This is a genomic window from Flavobacterium sp. (assembly GCF_036741995.1).
GTDB lineage: Bacteria > Bacteroidota > Bacteroidia > Flavobacteriales > Flavobacteriaceae > Flavobacterium.
In genome coordinates this window covers 1-17,352 of the sequence record NZ_DAINRG010000052.1, presented here as the reverse complement: position 1 = coordinate 17,352, position 17,352 = coordinate 1, and the positions used below count along the sequence as shown (strand labels likewise).

Genomic DNA, 17,352 nt, shown 5'->3' with positions numbered 1-17,352 from the left:
CAGATTTAGCCAAACAAAAAACGCCCGAGAACTTAATCCCGGACGTTTTCACACTATGAAAATTATATCCTTACTTCATTTTTCCGTTCGTTACAGCTACGGCTGCTCCCACAACAGTGGCCAATACCATGGAAGCCAGAATATCGATTCCCATTAGCTTAAAATCAATAGTTTCTTTATACATGCTCATAAAGAGATTGCTGCATAAACCCATGAACAATGCAATACCGATGGCCATCTTAATTCCGGGAACACAACTCGAAATTCCTTCTCCTCGTGAAAATACATAGGATATTAAAAACCCAAAAGACATACAACCTAAGAAAATGAATAGCATGTTTTCTGCGCCAGCTCCTTCCGGTTTAGGAAAAGTGTCTTTAAGTAAAATGCCATAGACTAGCCAGCCCATTAAGAAGTCTGCAATCCCACCGACAATTCCGCCGACAATAAAGTTTTTTACATTCATAATTACTGTTTTTATTGGTTAGTGCAATAAAAGTATTAAAATAGTGAGAATGTAATAATTTGTTAACTGTTTAATTGTTAACTTTTTAAAATGGCGAATTGTTAATAACGTTTACTGCAATGGATGACTTTCTTCCTTCTGGAAAGTACCATTATCAACATCTTTCAGAAACTTGATAACGCCCGGAAAATAATGTTCCTGATCATCATATTGTGAGCAATGACTACCATTCGGACAATACAAAAATCTCCCGTTTTGCACTTCATTGGAAATCCATTCCATGTGTTTCGGATCCATGGTGTCGTATTTCGCACCGATAACTAAGGTGGGAATGGTTAGCGTTTTCAATCTTGCCGTTACATCCCAATTTTTTAAAGTGGCGTCACCCGTGATTCCAAATTCACTCGGACCTTGCATGTATACATACACATCGGGATTCAAATGTTTGAAAGCTCTGGTGATGGATTCCGGCCATTGCTCAATAGGTTTTCTCAGAATGTGTTCCGAATAATAGTATTTGAAAAGCAGTTCGGTGTATTTTGGATTTGTATAGTCTTTGTTTTTTTCGAAGGTTTTGATTTGGTCAAAGACTTCTTTTGGAAGTTTTGGTCCTAATACCTCTTCCGCATATTTGTTATACGCCGGAGCGCTTGCCATCATGTTAGCAATGATTAATCCTTTTAGGTTTTTCTGGTATTTCAAGGCATATTCCATGGCTAGTATGCCACCCCAGGATTGCCCCATTAAATAGAAATTGGTATTGTCCAGTTTCAAGGCTTTACGCACTTGTTCTACTTCTTCTACAAAGCGTTCAGTTGTCCAAAGCCGATGGTCTTTTGGTTGGTCACTGTAATAGGAACCCAATTGGTCATAGTAAATGTATTCAATACTTTCATGGGGAAAATAGCCGTCAAAGCTTTCAAAGAATTCATGGGTGCCGCCCGGACCGCCATGCAATAACAGTACTTTGATTTTAGGATTGTTGCCCACGCGCTTCGTCCAGACCTTGAATTTACCAACAGGCGTGGTGATCGGAATCATTTTAATGCCACCCGTGGCTTGGTCATCACTTTTGGAATAATCCAAATAATCGGATTTGATGGAATCTTCCGGTTTGTTTTCTTTGCAGCCCGAAAATAAAAAGATAAATAATAAGCTGCTTACTAGTGTTTTTATTCTCATGGCTAAAAGGATTTAAAGGGTTAGCTGTATATTTTTTGATACAAATCTTTATACTTTTCGATTATAATTTTGCGCTTCAGTTTCATGGTAGGCGTGAGGTGGCCCCCATCAACCGACCAAACATCAGGCGTAAGTTCAATGCGTTTGATTTGTTCCCAATGCCCGAATTTTTTATTAATGTCATTCACTTCCTGCTCAATGCGTTCCTTTACTTTTGGGTTGGCACTGATTTCGGCATCGGTACTTCCGAGTGTTATTTTGTGCAAAACTGCCCATTCTTTTACAAAAGCAAAATTAGGCTGGATAAAAGCCGCCGGCATTTTTTCGCCATCGCCAATCACCATGATTTGTTCTATAAAACGGGATTGTTTCATGGCATTTTCGAGCAATTGTGGTGCTATGTATTTTCCGCCCGAGGTTTTGAACATCTCTTTTTTACGGTCGGTGATTTTTAGGAAACCTTCGCTGTCAATCTCCCCAATATCTCCAGTATGGAAATAGCCATCAACAATAGCTTCGTTGGTTAATTTTTCATCTTTGTAATAACCCATCATCACATTCGGTCCTTTACAAAGAATTTCGCCATCGGCAGCAATCTTAACTTCTACATTATCAATGATTTTTCCAACCGTTCCGATTTTAAACCCGTGATTACGAAGATCATTTACCGCAATTACCGGCGAAGTTTCCGATAAGCCGTAGCCTTCCATGATGTAGATTTCGGCAGCAGCAAAAATTCGCAATAATCTCGGCTGCATGGCAGCACTTCCGTTAACAATCAAATCCAATCGTCCGCCTAAACCGGCTTTCCATTTGCTGAAAATAAGTTTACGGGCTAGTTTTAATTCTAATTCATACCACCAGCCGTTCGCACCATAAGGTTCATATTTTTCTCCTATAGTAACTGCCCAAAAGAAAAGCTTCCTTTTTAGTCCGGTAAGTTCGGAACCTTTGGCAATGATTTTTTCATATACTTTTTCAGTTAGTCGGGGCACTCCGGTCATTACCGTTGGCTGCACTTCTTTGACATTGTCGCCAATCTTTTCAATCGACTCTCCAAAATACACAGAGCAGCTGTAGAATTGATAAATATAAGTCACCATGCGCTCGTAAATATGGCAAATAGGCAAGAAGCTCAGAGCAATACTTTTGCCTTCGTCAAACGGAATGCGGTTGGCACTGTCTAAAACATTCGATACAATATTATTGTGCGAAAGCATCACACCTTTAGGTCTTCCGGTAGTTCCAGAAGTATAAATGATAGTGGCTAAATCCAATCCCTGCACAGCCTTTTTTCGTTCTTCCACTTCGGCTTGGTTGCTTTCGTCTTTGCCTAATTCGAGTAAAGTATTCCAATTGGTGCAACTTCCGATTTCGTTAAACGAATAGACTTCGATTAAATTCGGAACTTTTTCTTTGATGAGATTCACTTTTCGCAGTACTTCTTCATCGGAAACGATGCAATATTTGGCTTCGCAGTGGTTGAGAATGTATTCGTAATCGTCTTCGGATATCGTTGGATAAATCGGTACATTTTGAGCGCCAATCTGTAAAATTCCGATATCCATAATGTGCCATTCGGTTCGGTTATTGGAAGAGATGATGGCAATTTTATCATTTTTCTGTACACCCAATCGCAGCAAAGCTCTCGAAATAGTATTGGCTTTATTGATGTATTCCTGAGTAGAAGTTTTCACCCAAACGCCGTTGTGCTTAGTGACCAGACAAGCTTCGAGATTGTTTTTGGCAAGTTGGTGGTAGGGAAAGTCAAAAAGGCGCGCGATTGGAGTCATTGTTGTAATTTTAATGCAAATTAAATAATATTAGTTTCATTCACAATTATTACTACAAAATATAAAAAACATATTGGCTAAATATGTAGTTTTGCAACGATAATTTGTAACGCTTTCATGAAAAAATTCCCTAGGTTCCAGGAGTATAAAATTTTGACCATCAGAATTTTATTAGTCTATGTTTTTTACTTTATTGCCCGTGTGTTGTTTTTTATCTACAATCAAAATTTGATTAAGGTTGACGGCGTTTATGATTTCCTGCGATTGTGTTACCACGGATTGGTTTTTGATACCACTACAATACTCTATACCAATGGATTATTTATACTGTTTTCCGTTCTTCCTTTGGTTTCCAATACCAAAAAGAAGTTTCAGAAGTTTTTATTCTGGCTGTATTTTGCGACCAATTTATTGGCGTATGCCACCAATTTTATCGACTTTATTTACTACCGCTATTCCTTTAACAGAAGCACCAGAGCATCTTTAGATACGTTGCAAAATGAAAGCAACAAGTCGTTGTTATTTTTTAATTTTCTTCAGAATTACTGGCATGTATTTTTACTGTTTTTTGTGCTGAGTTACATTTGGATTTTGCTTTATAAGAAAACCAAAGTGCAGCACGTTACCGAGAAACCGAATGTGAAATATTTTGCCTTTTCGATTGCTAATTTCCTATTGATAGTAACCCTTTGCATTGGCGGTATTCGTGGCGATTTTAAGAAAAGCACGCGTCCGATTAACATATTAGATGCCAGTCGCTACGTGAAAAATTCGTCTCAGGCTGATGTGGTTTTGAATACGCCGTTTGCCATTATCCGAACCTGGAATACCAACTCGTTTAAAAAGGAAAACTACATGCCCAAAGCCGAAGTGGATCAGCTTTTGGTTCCTATAAAACAATACAAAAACAATCCGCAGACCAAGCCAAACGTGGTGATTTTTATCTTGGAAAGCTTTGCGCGAGAATACAATGGTGCGTTCAATAAAGGCACGAAGATTCCCGGCTATGAGGGTTATACGCCTTTTGTAGATTCCTTGGCACAACACAGTTTGATTTTTACCAATGCTTATGCCAATGGTTGGAAATCCATTCACGGAGTTTCTTCTGTAATTGCCGGAATTCCATCGTTTAAAGATGCTTTCACTTCGTCACCTTATCCGAAACAAAAAATAGAATCCTTGGTTTCTACTCTGAAAAGCGAAGGCTATGATACTTCCTTTTTTCACGGTGCCCCGAATGGCTCTATGGGCTTTTTAGGATTTGGAAATATTCTTGGCTACGACCATTATTACGGAAAGACGGAATATAACAATGACGCTGATTTTGATGGCGTTTGGGGCATTTGGGACGAGCCGTTTTTTCAATATTTCAACAAGACTCTGACCGAAAAGAAGCAACCTTTTATGGCAACCTTGTTCTCGGTTTCTTCGCACGAACCGTATAAAGTTCCGGCTAAATACGAAGGTAAATTTCCAAAAGGGAAAGTCAATATCAATCAATGCATTGGCTATACCGATTTTGCTTTGAAGCAATTTTTTAACGCGGCCAAAAAAGAACCGTGGTATAAAAACACTATTTTTGTATTGGTTGCCGATCACGGGAATACGGTGGCTTACGATGAATATTTAAAAGAATTTAATCGTAATACGGTACCAATTCTGTTCTTTTCACCGAATGAAAAGTATGTGGGAGTAAACAACGATTGGGCGCAGCAAATAGATATTTATCCAACGCTGCTCGATATGATTGGCTATCCAAAACCATTTAGAAGTTGGGGCAGGAGTTTGATAAACGAAAAGCAAGTGCCGCCTTTTGTGATAAAGTATTCTTCGAACGTATATCAGTATATGGAAGGCAACTATATTTGTTGTTTTGACGGCAAAAAAGTGGTTGGTTTTTATGCCAAAGAAGACAAAGGCATGGAGCACAATTTGATCAAAAACAAAACTCCTGAAATGGATGCGATTGCGTTAAGATGCAAAGCATTTGTTCAGGATTATATGGAACGCATAATAGACAAACGTTTAACAACGGTAAAATAAAAATATGAAAAAGAAAATAGGCATTGTAGTTTTAGTATTGGTGTTATTTGGTACGGCAAAATACATTTACGACCGTCACATCAACCACAATTTTATGACGATTACTGAAGGTAAAGTCTATAAATCAGGGGTGATTCCACCGGATGAGATTGCCGATTATGTAAAAAAATACCATATCAAATCGATAGTAGATTTGCGTTTTCCGGGAACGGGAGATGATGTAAACAATCCAGAAATTCCTGCTGAGTTGACTGCTGAAAAGGTGGCCGTAGAAAAGATTCCCGGTGTGAATTATTTCAACAATGGCTGTGATCAGGTACCGGAACAAAAGAATGTGGATTCCTTTTTGAAAATCATGGACAATCCTGATAACTATCCGGTTTTGATTCACTGCTATCACGGAATTGGGCGTTCGCAATTGTTTTCGGCAATTTACCGCATTGAATATGAAGGTTGGACTAATGAAGAAGCGCGCAACAAAGCTGCTTTTCCGGTAATGTTCAGTTCGTTTGATAACGGTACGCCAAAAGGGGAGTACTTAAAGCACTACAAAAGCCGCAAACAACTAGCGGAAGAAAAAGCCAAATCCGGAAAATAACGACAACAAAAAAGAGGAGCTAATTGCTCCTCTTTTTTTATACCATAATTGAACTTATAGTTTGTTCATATTTTGTGCTAATGTTTCGATGAATTTCGAAATCGGGCCTTTTATCATCATCGCCATCATCGGGTTGAATTCGCCTTCAAACTGCAATTGCACGGCGCTTGAAACATCCGAAAGAGTATCAATATTGGCAGTCAAAGTAAACGGCAATTTATCGCTGGCTGCGGATAAAACCACTTTTGAATTCGGCGTTTTGTCTTTCATGCGCAGTTTAATTTCTGGCATGCCTTTTAATCCAAAATTAAAAATATCATCGCCCAACACTTCAAACTTGGCAATATTATCGGGCATTAATTTTTCATAGCTTTTCACGTCGGACAAAGCCTGGAACAAATAGTCAGCTGATTTTTCTACGGTAACCTTTGGACTTTCTAAATTCATAGTTTGGTGATTGTTTTTAGTTTATTGTGTTTGTTTTGAGGGTAACAATCTTTTTACCGAATGTCCACCGGACATTCTCCTCTTAATATCAAACATTCCAAGTTGACGGACTTTCGCGCCATTCCTGCAAGGTTTTCAGTTCTTTTTCGGTGATATAATTTTTGGCCACAGCCAAATGTAATAAATGTTCGTAATCGGCTAGCGTATTTAACTCTACATTGGCATTTTTGAAATTTTCCACCGCTACATCAAAACCATAAGTAAAGATGGCCACCATCCCTTTTACGTGGGCTCCGGCTTCTTTTAGCGCTTCTACAGCCAGCAAACTACTGTTTCCGGTGCTGATTAAATCTTCTACCACCACTACGTTCTGACCTTTCTGTAAAAAGCCTTCTACCTGATTTTGCCTGCCGTGTTTTTTGGGTTCCGGACGCACATACACAAACGGTAAGCCCATGTACTCCGCCACAAGCATTCCGATGCCGATAGCGCCGGTTGCTACCCCAGCAATTACATCAGGTTTGCCAAATTCTTTCTCAATATGTTTGGAAAATTCTTCGCGTACAAAATTTCTTATCGCCGGGAAGGACAGTATTAATCGGTTGTCGCAGTAAATCGGAGAGTGCCAACCCGAAGCCCATGTAAAAGGATTTTTCGGATTCAATTTAATTGCATTTATTTGTAAAAGCAATTCGGCTGTTTTTTCGGCTGTGTCTTTATTAAAAATCATAGTACAAATGTATAAAGTTTTTGTCAACGATAAACCACTTTTTTTAACCAACGAAATCGCCAAAGAGACCGATTTTCAGTTGTTTTTGTTGGAAAGTATTGATATTGAGCAACTCATCATCAAAATGTTTCAGAACAAAATTCAGAAAGCGTATCTGTACTATCCGGATGAGAAAGAAATCCTAAAAAAGATGAAGGAGAAAATTCCGGTTTGCAAAGCCGGTGGCGGATTGGTTTATAACAAAAACGGCGACGTTTTATTCATTTTCAGAAACGGCAAATGGGATTTACCCAAAGGCGGCATCGAAAAAGGAGAAGAAATTGAAGACACGGCAACCCGAGAAATAGAGGAGGAAACCGGTGTCAATAAATTGAGGATTACCAAAAAACTACAAAAGACTTATCATATTTTTAAGCGCGGGGGCAAATACAAACTAAAAGTTACCCATTGGTTTGAGATGCAGTCAGATTTTGAAGGAACTCCTTTTCCGCAAGCCAATGAAGGCATCGAAAAGGCAGTGTGGCTCAATCCTGAGCAGATAAAAGAAGCCCTGAAAAACTCGTATGAAAATATTAAGCTGCTTTTTGAAGAAGAAAAAATACTGAAATAACATTCGCTATTCCTGATTTTTAATTCACAATTGGCTTTACCTTTGCCAAATGACAAATCAGCACCATTCCAATAATATTCTTCTGAATTTAGGCATAGAAAGCTTAAACGAAATGCAACTTTCCGCTCAGGAAACCATCTTAAATGACAACAATGTGTTGTTGCTTTCACCAACCGGTTCGGGGAAAACACTGGCTTTCTTATTGCCTATATTTGAATTGTTGGACGAACAAGTAGCGGGCGTGCAATGCCTGATTTTAGTGCCTTCCCGGGAATTGGGTTTGCAAATTGAACAGGTTTGGAAAAAAATGGGCACGGCTTACAAAGTGAATGTTTGCTATGGTGGTCATTCCATTGAAACGGAAATCAAAAACTTATCGAATCCACCGGCGGTTTTGATTGGAACTCCAGGACGAATAGCTGATCATATTGACAGAGAAACGTTTAAAACCGATCGCATTCAGACCTTAATTTTGGACGAATTTGACAAATCCCTGCAATTGGGTTTTCATGAACAAATGTCTTTTATCATTAGTCGATTAGCGAAATTAAATAAGCGAATATTAGTCTCTGCAACCTCTGGTATTGAGATTCCAAAGTATACTCGAGTAGTAAATCCAACGGTTTTAGATTTCATTCCCTCCGAAGAAGAGAAAGTCAATCTCTCCATGAAAATGGTAGTTTCCAAAGAAAAAGATAAGATTGGCAGTTTGTTTAATTTGATTTGTTCTTTAAAATCACAATCGGCTTTGATATTCTGCAACCACAGAGATGCTGCGGAACGCATTAGTGATTCGTTAAATGAAAAAGGAATTTACGCCACATATTATCACGGCGGCATGGATCAGGATGAAAGAGAACGCGCTTTAATTCAGTTCAGAAATGGAAGTGTGAGTTATTTGGTTACAACCGATTTGGCCGCAAGAGGATTGGACATTCCCGAAATGAAACACGTCATTCATTATCATTTGCCTTCCAAAGAAGATGAGTTCACCCATAGAAACGGACGAACTGCCAGAATGCTGGCTTCGGGAACTGCTTATATCATTATCCACGAAAGTGAAAAACAGCAAGAGTATATTGATTATGGGATGCCGGTTTTAAAAGTAGATACCGCCACCACATTGCCAAAACCACCCGAATTTCAAACGATTTACATCAGCGGCGGCAAGAAAAATAAGTTGAACAAAATTGATATTGTTGGTTTCTTTTCCCAAAAAGGAAAATTAGAGAAAGGCGATTTAGGATTGATTGAAGTCAAAGATTTTATTTCGTTTGCGGCGGTGAAATTCAATAAAGTAAAAGACCTGCTTGCTAATATTCGTGAGGAAAAAATGAAAGGCAAGAAGTTTAAAATTGAAGTGGCCCGCAAAGTCATTAAGAAAGAAGAAGATACCAGTAGAGCGGAGAAGTATTAACTATTTCTCCTTCTTTACCACCACACTTTCGGGAACCAAAACCGTGTAATCGCCACCATTCCTGATGACATCGCGCACAATGCTGGAGCTGATATAAGAAGTTTTAGAGGCAGTGAGAAGAAATACGGTTTCTATTTGCGACAACTTTCTATTGGTATGGGCAATGGCTTTTTCGAATTCAAAGTCGGCCGGATTGCGCAAGCCGCGGAGAATGAACTGAGCCTCTAGCTTTCGGCACAAATCAATCGTTAACCCTTCGTAGGTAATCACCGAAACTTTGGGCTCGTCTTTGAAGGCGTCTTCTATGAATTTTTTTCGGTCTTCCAGCGTAAACATATATTTTTTATCGGCATTGATGCCAATGGCTACAATCACTTCATCAAACAGCGAAACACCTCTTTTGATAATATCATAATGTCCCAAGGTAATAGGATCAAACGAACCGGGGAATACTGCTTTTCGTATCATGTTTTTATTTGTTTACAGCCAATTCTAAGGCATTGGTAAATAGATCGGTTAGTGAAATTCCGGCTTCTTTGGCTTGTTGCGGAATCAGACTTTCGGTAGTTAAACCCGGAATGGTATTGACTTCCAAAAGATAAGGTTCATCGTTAACAATGATGTATTCACTTCGAGAAAACCCGGTCATTTTTAAAGTTTCGTATACTTTTTTGGCAACAGCCATCACTTTCTTAGTCATTTCCTCAGAAATTCGGGCCGGAGTGATTTCCTGAGATTTCCCTAGATATTTGGCTTCATAATCAAAGAAGTCGTTTTCGGAAACAATTTCAGTAATAGGCAATACGGTGATGGTTCCCTGATAATTGATAACACCTACCGATACTTCGGTTCCGTCAAGGAAACTTTCGATAATTAATTCGTCATCTTCTTTGTAGGCATTGGCAATAGCATAAAGGAGTTCGTCTTTGGTCTTCACTTTGGTAATTCCGAAACTAGAGCCCGATTTGTTAGGCTTTACAAAACAAGGTAAACCCACAGCCTTTAATATGGCGTCTTGGTCAATAGTATCGCCAAGATTTAAATAGTAAGAAGCAGCCGTTTTAATGCCGTAAGGTTTTAAAACTGACAATAAATCACGTTTGTTAAAGGTCAGTGCCGCCTGATAGTAATCACAAGAGCTTTGCGGTATTCCCAATAGTTCGAAATAGGCTTGCATTAATCCGTCTTCACCGGGAGTTCCGTGTATGGCGTTAAATACTACGTCAAAAGTAATCTTGGCTTCCTCTACCGTAACCGAAAAATCATTTTTATCAATGGGAAACTCTTGGTCGTTGTCATTAACATAAACCCATTTTTCTTTAAGGATATGAATGCGATAACCGCTATATTTTGCTTTGTCCAGAAACTGATAAACCACATTTCCGCTTTTAAGAGATATTTGATATTCGCTCGAATATCCGCCCATGATGATGGCTACTTTTTTCATTGGTAGATTGAGTTAGGTATATGTTTTGTTAGTAACAAAATTATCATTTTTTTTCAAACCAAATACCTTTATGTTTTTTATATCTTTGCTCAAATTAAATTTCTTTATGAGTTTACGCAAGTATCTAACCAGTCGAGTTTTTTTTGCCCAAATTTTGGCCGCTATGGCAATAATTGCTGCTATTTCGTTTTTGTTTTTTCATTGGATTACTTTTACCACCCATCACGGAGAGGAAATTACGGTTCCTGATTTGAGTAAACTATCCGTAGAACAAGCCGAAGAAAAATTGGATGCTGTTGATTTGAACTACGTTATTTTAGATACGGTAGATTTCAGATCGGAATTTCCAAAACTGACTATTGTTGAGCAAGAGCCAAAAGCCGGTTCCAAAGTGAAAGAAGGCCGAAAAATTTATATCAAAATCAATGCTTCTAAATATACGATGGTTTCATTGCCGGATTTGGTTGAAAAGACCTATCGTCAGGCGGTGCCAACATTGGAAGCTGTCGGATTGCAGGAAGGCACCATTTCGTACCGACCTTATTTAGGAAAAGACATGGTTTTGGAAATGCGCATGAACGGTAAGAAATTAAAAGCGGGCGACAAAGTGTTGAAATCCTCAAAAATTGACTTGGTGTTAGGTGATGGAAAAGTCGTTTTTGACGAAACTACGGTTGATTCTACTGCTGTTGATACCACAAAAATTCCTTAAGGAAAATGATTAATAACAACGAAGTTTCCGATTTGGAAGAAGATTTATTTGAGCACCATCGCTTTGTGGCTGCCAAAGGGCAATCCTTGTTGCGCGTGGATAAATACTTAATGTCGTTGGTGGAGAATGCCACCCGAAATAAAATTCAGCAAGCAGCGGAAAACGGGAATATCTGGGTTAATGATATTCCGGTGAAATCCAATTACAGAGTAAAACCTTTTGATGTAGTTCGGGTGATGTTGACGCATCCGCCGTTTGAAAATCACATCCTTCCCGAAGATATTCCTTTAGACATCGTTTATGAAGATGATGCTTTGTTGGTTATCAATAAACCGGCAGGATTGGTGGTGCATCCGGGCCACGGTAATTACACCGGGACTTTGGTCAATGCTTTGGCCTTTCATTTTGATAATTTACCGATGAATTCCAGCGAAAGACCAGGTTTGGTGCATCGTATCGATAAAAATACAACCGGACTTTTAGTCGTTGCTAAAACGGAAGCTGCAATGACACATTTGGCCAAACAATTTGAAGATAAAACATCGGAGCGCGAGTATATTGCACTGGTTTGGGGTAATGTAAAAGAGGAGGAAGGCACCATTGAAGGCAATATTGCCCGCCATGTAAAAGACCGTATGCAAATGGCTGTTTTTACCGAAGGTGATATTGGGAAACATGCCGTTACTCATTATAAAGTGTTGGAGCGATTTGGTTATGTTACGTTAGTTTCCTGCAAACTGGAAACCGGAAGAACGCATCAGATTCGCGTGCACATGAAATACATTGGTCACACTTTGTTCAATGATGCTCGTTATGGCGGTGACTTGATTTTAAAAGGAACTACTTTTACCAAATACAAGCAGTTTATAGACAACTGTTTTAAAACGTTGCCAAGACAAGCATTACATGCTAAAACACTTGGTTTTGAACATCCGGTTACCAAAGAGTTTATGCGTTTTGATACCGAATTGCCGCAAGATATGAAAGACTGTATTGAGAAGTGGCGCAACTATGCCAAGTCACACACCGCTGAAGGTGATGAAGAATAAAAAAAGCTCCTTAACGGAGCTTTTTACTTTTTAGATATTTTAAATTTCGTCTTTGACTGGTTTTTCAGCCACGAACAAATAATAAATTCCTACCAATATAAACGGAATGCTGAGCCATTGTCCGGTAGTGAACAAACCGAAAGTCTTTTCGATACCGCCTTGGCTTCCTTTTACATATTCAACTACAAATCGAACGGACCAAAGCAGGATTAAGAAGTAGCCAAATAACAGGCCTTGTTTTTCGGCTGTTTTGGTTTTCCAATATAGAAAGAACAGTATCAAAAATACAAAAACATACAAGCCGGCTTCGTACAGTTGTGCCGGATGTTTTAGTGGCACTTTAGCCAACAACGCGGCATATTGCGGATCGTGCACTATGGCGTGATAAGCATCATTTGCATTGGACAATTTTGTAGCATTCATTGCATCTCTTGATGAGTAATAATCTCTAACGAATTTCACGCCAAATTGGGAAGTAGTTTCTTTGCCAACAATTTCGGAATTGAAAAAATTCCCTATTCTGACAAATATAGCACCACAGGCAACCGGAATAACCACTCTGTCTAATATCCAAAGCATTGGTCGTTTTAAGACTCGGGAACTGTAAAAATACATAGCGATAATTATGGCAATGGCTGCACCATGGCTGGCCAGGCCTTGAAAACCGGTAAACTCAAACTGAGGGTTAAATCGGAATGGCAATAGAATCTCCAAAAGATTGTTTCGGTAGTATTCCCAATCATAAAAGAAGACATGTCCTAATCGGGCACCAATTAATGTGGCGACAACTGTCCATATAAAAAGGGTGTCGAGTTTTTCAATAGGTTCGTTTTCTCTTTCGTAGATGTGTTTCATTATGTACCATCCTAGGGCAAAGGCGATAACAAACATAAGGCTGTAATATCGGATGGTAAAGAAACCGATATTGATACCTTCTGATGGATTCCAAATCATGAGCAGTTAATTTTTGGGGTTAAGTTTGAATGTAAAAATAGTGATTTGTATAAAAACAAAAGGAATATTTAACGAATTCTTTAGTGTGAACACTTTTTTTCGGGAACAGGATCGTAGCCACTTTTTCCCCAAGGATGGCAGCTTAAGATTCTTTTGGTACCCAAATATGTTCCGTAAAATAATCCATGAGTCTTTAAGGCTTCCATGAAATAGCTGGAGCAAGTCGGTTGAAATCTACAAGTAGCCGGCATTAGCGGAGAAAGTACTATTTTGTAAAAATAGATAAGCAATAGTAAAGGCGCTATAGCTATTTTTTTTAGCATAACAGTTTTATTGAATACTGAAGGAGGTTCCTTCTTTTCCGTCTTTTAATTGAATACCAAGCGCTAACAATTGGTCGCGAATTTGATCCGAAAGCGCAAAGTTTTTATTGGCTCGGGCTTCGTTTCGCATTCCGATAAGCATATCCACCACTCCGTCTAATTTCTCGGAACTGTTGGCGTCGTCTTTTTCGTCTTTAATCCCAATGACATCGAAAATGAATGAATGTAACGTTTCCTGCAAAGTCTTTAAATCATCAGCGGTCAGCGTTTCTTTTTCGTCGTTTAAAAGATTGACAAAACGAATCCCTTCAAACAATTGTGCTATCAAAATCGGCGTATTGAAGTCATCATTCATGGCTTCATAACAGTTTTGTTTCCAGGTAGCAATATCAAGAGTTGAAGTGCTGCCAGGCTGTAATCCTTTGGCAATATCCAAGCCTTCCATGAACCGGTTGAATCCTTTTTCGGCGGCTAAGATTCCGTCATTGGTAAAATCAAGGATGCTTCTGTAATGCGCCTGCATCATGAAAAAACGGGCCACATTAGCAGAAAACGCTTTGCTCAAAAACGGACTACCACCATTGTATATTTCGCTCGGCAGTATATTGTTTCCGGTTGATTTTGCCATTTTCTTTCCGTTCAGCGTAAGCATGTTGGCATGCATCCAATAATTTACGGGGCTTTGTCCGGTGCAGGCTTCGTTTTGAGCAATTTCACATTCATGATGCGGGAATTTCAAATCCATTCCACCCCCATGAATATCAAAGGTTTCACCAAGATATTTGGTGCTCATAGCGGTACATTCTAAATGCCATCCCGGAAATCCAACACCCCAAGGCGAAGGCCAGCGCATGATGTGTTCCGGCTCGGCTTTTTTCCAAAGAGCAAAATCCTGTGGGTTCTTTTTATCGCTCTGACCATCTGTATCGCGGGTATTAGCCAACATGTCTTCAATATTTCGGCCGCTTAATTTTCCGTAGTGATTGGTTTCGTTGAACTTTACTACATCAAAATAAACGGAACCATTACTTTCATAACCAAATCCTTTGTCAATGATTTGTTTAACGATTTCTATTTGTTCGATGATATGACCGGTAGCCGTTGGTTCAATACTTGGTGGTAAAAAATTGAATTGGGTTAAAACATCATGAAAATCAACGGTATAGCGTTGTACGATTTCCATAGGTTCTAATTGTTCTACGCGGGCTTTTTTGGCAATTTTGTCTTCGCCATCATCCACATCGTCAACAATATGCCCAACATCAGTAATGTTTCTGACATAGCGAACTTTATAGCCCAAATGCAAAAAATATCTGAAAATCATGTCAAACGACATGAATGTACGAACATTACCTAAATGCACATTGCTGTAAACAGTTGGCCCGCAAACATACATCCCAACATTTCCGGCATGAATAGGCGTAAAAGTTTCTTTTTCTCCCGAAAGAGAATTGTATATTTTCAGGGTATGGTTTTTATAAAGTTGCATTTTTATCAGGAGCTATTTCCGGCTTTTCGTTTCAATCTTTGCCCTGAAACCAGTCCAGGGTCAAAGGATTTTCACTGCAATCCGGGCTATTAAAAATTAGTTTCTAATTTGATGTAATCCAGAAATTCTCTTTTGGTTTTTTCTTCTTTGAATTTTCCGCCATATTCCGAAGTAACGGTACTGCTTTCAATATCGCGAATACCTCGGGAATTGACGCATAAATGTTTGGCATCAATAACGCAAGCTACGTCATCGGTACCTAAAACTTTTTGCAATTCCTGTACAATTTGCATGGTTAGGCGCTCTTGTACTTGTGGTCTTTTAGCAAAATAATCAACAATTCGGTTCATTTTGGAAAGACCCACTACGGTTCCGTTTGAAATATATGCTACATGAGCTCTGCCGATGATGGGCAAAAGATGGTGTTCGCAAGTAGAGTAGAGGGTGATGTTTTTTTCTACTAACATTTCGCCATATTTATAATTATTGGCAAATGTTGAAGAATTGGGTTTTTTAGTAGGATTTAAACCGCCAAAAATTTCTTTCACAAACATTTTGGCAACACGATTAGGAGTTCCTTTTATGCTGTCATCCGTTAAATCCATTCCAAGCGTTTTCAGAATATTTTCAACATCTTTTTTGATTACATTGATTTTTTCTTCATCAGTAATGTCAAAAGCATCTTTTCTGACAGGATTTTGAGCGCTGGTTGCTATATGACTGTTTCCTATTTCGTCTTGAAAATCATCGTTATTCATCATTAAAAAAAGAATTAATTGGGGTTTAAAAATAAGGTAGCAAAGATAAATAATAATATTTAAACTACATCTGGAAGTGTTAATATTTAAATTTTTTTAAAAATGGGTTTAATTATTTCTTAAAAATATGTAAATTTCGCTGCTTAAAATTAATCTACCTATAATGAAAAAAATTTATTACTATCTGCTCTTAGTTAATATATTATCAATCAATTACATTTTTTCGCAAGGTTCAAGTTGTGCCAACACGGATGCTTTCTGTGCTGGTGGTTCAGCTTTGACTTTTCAAAATTCAACAGGTACAACATCTGAGTCAGGTATAAATTATGAATGTTTAGGATCACAACCTAATCCGGCTTGGTTCTATATGCAAATTGGAACTGCTGGGCCGATTAATTTTCAGATTAATCAAGCAACAAACAGTGGTAATCCTATTGATGTTGATTATATTTTATGGGGACCTTTTCCAGGGCCTATCGATACTACATTGCCATTTCCTTATTGTGGCTCTACTTATTTAAATCCGGCTTCAAGTGTAAGTTGTAGTTTTTCAGCAGCAGCTCAAGAATCTTTTACAATTGCTAATGCTCAAGTAGGTCAGATTTACGTTGTGTTGTTGACTAATTACAGTGGACAGGCAGGAAATATTACAGTAACTCAAACCAATACCGGAACTGCAGGAGCTGGGGCAACCGATTGTAATATTGTATGTCCTTTATCCGTTGATGATCAGGTTATATGTCAAGGTAATCAGGCTATATTAACTGCTACAATTGCCGGTGCTACAACCTACCAATGGTCTTCTTCTGTTAGTGGTCCAATACCAGGAAATACACAATCTATAATTGTTACTCAGCCAGCTACTTATACTGTTATTGTTAATAAGCCTGGTTGTGTTGCCAATGCAACAGCCAGTGCAACAGTTTCTTATCATACACCACCACCAACTAATCCTCCGGCAAATTTGAGTCAGTGTAGTAATTTGCCAAATTTTGATTTGACACAAAACCTTGCGACTATTTTTAACGGTACGGGCTTAAATCCGGCTGATTTCGAAGTATATTTTCATCACACTGCAGCTGATGCACAAAACGTTGCTAATGCTATAAATAACGCGGCTGCATATCCCGGGACTTGTGGTGAAGTGATTTATATGTCAATAACGGATAATAGTGCTTCTTCCAGTGGTTGTGTTACCGTTGTTTCATTTACACTTTCTTGTACAGTATGCGTTGCCACTCCGGTTACACCTCCTAATTTAGTAGTTTGTGATGATCCATCGAATGATGGATCGGCGAGTTTTGATTTCACCCCACAAACGGCTATTGCTTTGG

The 17,352-nt window shown here is 38.7% G+C and carries 17 protein-coding genes and 1 pseudogene; 7 read left to right on the top strand and 11 right to left on the bottom strand.

Annotated features, from left to right (window positions below; genetic code table 11):
- Positions 1 to 70: 70 nt before the first annotated feature.
- The 3 genes from V7D82_RS11805 to V7D82_RS11795 all read right to left on the bottom strand — a co-directional run bounded on the left by V7D82_RS11805 (position 71) and on the right by V7D82_RS11795 (position 3,441).
- On the bottom strand, positions 71 to 466 hold the full coding sequence (locus tag V7D82_RS11805; RefSeq protein ID WP_333601182.1) for a hypothetical protein: 396 nt from the start codon (positions 464 to 466) through the stop codon (positions 71 to 73).
- A 111-nt stretch (positions 467 to 577) separates the two neighbouring features.
- A complete protein-coding gene (locus V7D82_RS11800; protein ID WP_333601181.1) occupies positions 578 to 1,648 on the bottom strand; it encodes a proline iminopeptidase-family hydrolase in 1,071 nt (356 codons plus the stop codon).
- A 20-nt stretch (positions 1,649 to 1,668) separates the two neighbouring features.
- Positions 1,669 to 3,441: an AMP-dependent synthetase/ligase gene (locus V7D82_RS11795; protein ID WP_333601180.1), complete on the bottom strand. Its 1,773-nt coding sequence runs from the start codon at positions 3,439 to 3,441 to the stop codon at positions 1,669 to 1,671.
- A 117-nt stretch (positions 3,442 to 3,558) separates the two neighbouring features.
- Here V7D82_RS11795 and V7D82_RS11790 point away from each other — a divergent pair, with 117 nt between their 5' ends.
- The gene (locus V7D82_RS11790; RefSeq protein WP_333601179.1) at positions 3,559 to 5,484 is read left to right on the top strand and encodes an LTA synthase family protein; all 1,926 of its coding nucleotides are present in this window, start codon (positions 3,559 to 3,561) and stop codon (positions 5,482 to 5,484) included.
- Positions 5,485 to 5,488: 4 nt separating this feature from the next.
- Complete coding sequence (locus tag V7D82_RS11785) at positions 5,489 to 6,082, top strand: dual specificity protein phosphatase family protein (RefSeq protein WP_333601178.1); 594 nt, start codon at positions 5,489 to 5,491, stop codon at positions 6,080 to 6,082.
- A 54-nt stretch (positions 6,083 to 6,136) separates the two neighbouring features.
- Here the strand turns inward: V7D82_RS11785 and V7D82_RS11780 are convergent, their stop codons facing one another.
- Both V7D82_RS11780 and pyrE read right to left on the bottom strand, forming a co-directional pair.
- Positions 6,137 to 6,529: an SRPBCC family protein gene (locus tag V7D82_RS11780; protein WP_333601177.1), complete on the bottom strand. Its 393-nt coding sequence runs from the start codon at positions 6,527 to 6,529 to the stop codon at positions 6,137 to 6,139.
- Between the two features lie 88 nt (positions 6,530 to 6,617).
- Positions 6,618 to 7,259 carry an orotate phosphoribosyltransferase gene (pyrE, locus tag V7D82_RS11775; protein ID WP_333601176.1) on the bottom strand — a complete coding sequence of 214 codons (642 nt, stop codon included), beginning with the start codon at positions 7,257 to 7,259 and terminating at the stop codon, positions 6,618 to 6,620.
- 7 nt (positions 7,260 to 7,266) lie between these two features.
- On the opposite strand from pyrE, the gene V7D82_RS11770 reads away from it, so the two are divergent.
- Together V7D82_RS11770 and V7D82_RS11765 are read left to right on the top strand one after the other, a co-directional pair.
- Positions 7,267 to 7,869 (top strand): NUDIX hydrolase, encoded by a 603-nt coding sequence (locus V7D82_RS11770; protein ID WP_333601175.1) that lies wholly within the window; start codon positions 7,267 to 7,269, stop codon positions 7,867 to 7,869.
- Positions 7,870 to 7,918: 49 nt separating this feature from the next.
- Positions 7,919 to 9,286 (top strand): DEAD/DEAH box helicase, encoded by a 1,368-nt coding sequence (locus V7D82_RS11765; RefSeq protein ID WP_333601174.1) that lies wholly within the window; start codon positions 7,919 to 7,921, stop codon positions 9,284 to 9,286.
- On the opposite strand, the gene coaD is transcribed toward V7D82_RS11765, so the two are convergent.
- A complete protein-coding gene (coaD, locus tag V7D82_RS11760; protein WP_333601183.1) occupies positions 9,287 to 9,751 on the bottom strand; it encodes a pantetheine-phosphate adenylyltransferase in 465 nt (154 codons plus the stop codon). It lies immediately after the preceding gene.
- Between the two features lie 7 nt (positions 9,752 to 9,758).
- Entirely contained in the window at positions 9,759 to 10,733 is a 975-nt protein-coding gene (locus V7D82_RS11755) for a D-alanine--D-alanine ligase (RefSeq protein WP_333601173.1), read from the bottom strand.
- A gap of 106 nt (positions 10,734 to 10,839) precedes the next feature.
- Between V7D82_RS11755 and V7D82_RS11750 the strand changes: the two genes are divergently transcribed.
- Entirely contained in the window at positions 10,840 to 11,445 is a 606-nt protein-coding gene (locus V7D82_RS11750) for a PASTA domain-containing protein (RefSeq protein ID WP_333601172.1), read from the top strand.
- Positions 11,446 to 11,450: 5 nt separating this feature from the next.
- Complete coding sequence (locus V7D82_RS11745) at positions 11,451 to 12,494, top strand: RluA family pseudouridine synthase (protein WP_333601171.1); 1,044 nt, start codon at positions 11,451 to 11,453, stop codon at positions 12,492 to 12,494.
- Between the two features lie 39 nt (positions 12,495 to 12,533).
- Here V7D82_RS11745 and lgt read toward each other — a convergent pair whose 3' ends face one another.
- The 4 genes from lgt to folE form a co-directional block, all read right to left on the bottom strand.
- On the bottom strand, positions 12,534 to 13,448 hold the full coding sequence (gene lgt / locus V7D82_RS11740; protein WP_333601170.1) for a prolipoprotein diacylglyceryl transferase: 915 nt from the start codon (positions 13,446 to 13,448) through the stop codon (positions 12,534 to 12,536).
- A gap of 80 nt (positions 13,449 to 13,528) precedes the next feature.
- Positions 13,529 to 13,771, bottom strand: a complete 243-nt coding sequence (gene yidD, locus V7D82_RS11735; RefSeq protein ID WP_333601169.1) for a membrane protein insertion efficiency factor YidD — start codon at positions 13,769 to 13,771, stop codon at positions 13,529 to 13,531.
- A 7-nt stretch (positions 13,772 to 13,778) separates the two neighbouring features.
- Positions 13,779 to 15,260 carry a cysteine--tRNA ligase gene (cysS, locus tag V7D82_RS11730; RefSeq protein ID WP_333601168.1) on the bottom strand — a complete coding sequence of 494 codons (1,482 nt, stop codon included), beginning with the start codon at positions 15,258 to 15,260 and terminating at the stop codon, positions 13,779 to 13,781.
- Positions 15,261 to 15,349: 89 nt separating this feature from the next.
- A complete protein-coding gene (gene folE / locus V7D82_RS11725) occupies positions 15,350 to 16,021 on the bottom strand; it encodes a GTP cyclohydrolase I FolE (RefSeq protein ID WP_333601167.1) in 672 nt (223 codons plus the stop codon).
- Between the two features lie 160 nt (positions 16,022 to 16,181).
- On the opposite strand from folE, the pseudogene V7D82_RS11720 reads away from it, so the two are divergent.
- Positions 16,182 to 17,352 (top strand): annotated as a pseudogene (locus V7D82_RS11720) (hypothetical protein); the annotation flags it as partial.

Bases quoted from the DNA above. Each gene is read 5' to 3' on its own strand.
- V7D82_RS11790 (WP_333601179.1), top strand. From the start codon at position 3,559: ATGAAAAAATTCCCTAGGTTCCAGGAGTATAAAATTTTGACCATCAGA.
- V7D82_RS11765 (WP_333601174.1), top strand. From the start codon at position 7,919: ATGACAAATCAGCACCATTCCAATAATATTCTTCTGAATTTAGGCATA.
- V7D82_RS11800 (WP_333601181.1), bottom strand. From the start codon at position 1,648: ATGAGAATAAAAACACTAGTAAGCAGCTTATTATTTATCTTTTTATTT.
- V7D82_RS11745 (WP_333601171.1), top strand. From the start codon at position 11,451: ATGATTAATAACAACGAAGTTTCCGATTTGGAAGAAGATTTATTTGAG.
- V7D82_RS11750 (WP_333601172.1), top strand. From the start codon at position 10,840: ATGAGTTTACGCAAGTATCTAACCAGTCGAGTTTTTTTTGCCCAAATT.
- pyrE (WP_333601176.1), bottom strand. From the start codon at position 7,259: ATGATTTTTAATAAAGACACAGCCGAAAAAACAGCCGAATTGCTTTTA.
- V7D82_RS11755 (WP_333601173.1), bottom strand. From the start codon at position 10,733: ATGAAAAAAGTAGCCATCATCATGGGCGGATATTCGAGCGAATATCAA.
- V7D82_RS11795 (WP_333601180.1), bottom strand. From the start codon at position 3,441: ATGACTCCAATCGCGCGCCTTTTTGACTTTCCCTACCACCAACTTGCC.
- V7D82_RS11805 (WP_333601182.1), bottom strand. From the start codon at position 466: ATGAATGTAAAAAACTTTATTGTCGGCGGAATTGTCGGTGGGATTGCA.
- V7D82_RS11780 (WP_333601177.1), bottom strand. From the start codon at position 6,529: ATGAATTTAGAAAGTCCAAAGGTTACCGTAGAAAAATCAGCTGACTAT.
- V7D82_RS11770 (WP_333601175.1), top strand. From the start codon at position 7,267: ATGTATAAAGTTTTTGTCAACGATAAACCACTTTTTTTAACCAACGAA.
- lgt (WP_333601170.1), bottom strand. From the start codon at position 13,448: ATGATTTGGAATCCATCAGAAGGTATCAATATCGGTTTCTTTACCATC.
- V7D82_RS11785 (WP_333601178.1), top strand. From the start codon at position 5,489: ATGAAAAAGAAAATAGGCATTGTAGTTTTAGTATTGGTGTTATTTGGT.
- yidD (WP_333601169.1), bottom strand. From the start codon at position 13,771: ATGCTAAAAAAAATAGCTATAGCGCCTTTACTATTGCTTATCTATTTT.
- cysS (WP_333601168.1), bottom strand. From the start codon at position 15,260: ATGCAACTTTATAAAAACCATACCCTGAAAATATACAATTCTCTTTCG.
- folE (WP_333601167.1), bottom strand. From the start codon at position 16,021: ATGATGAATAACGATGATTTTCAAGACGAAATAGGAAACAGTCATATA.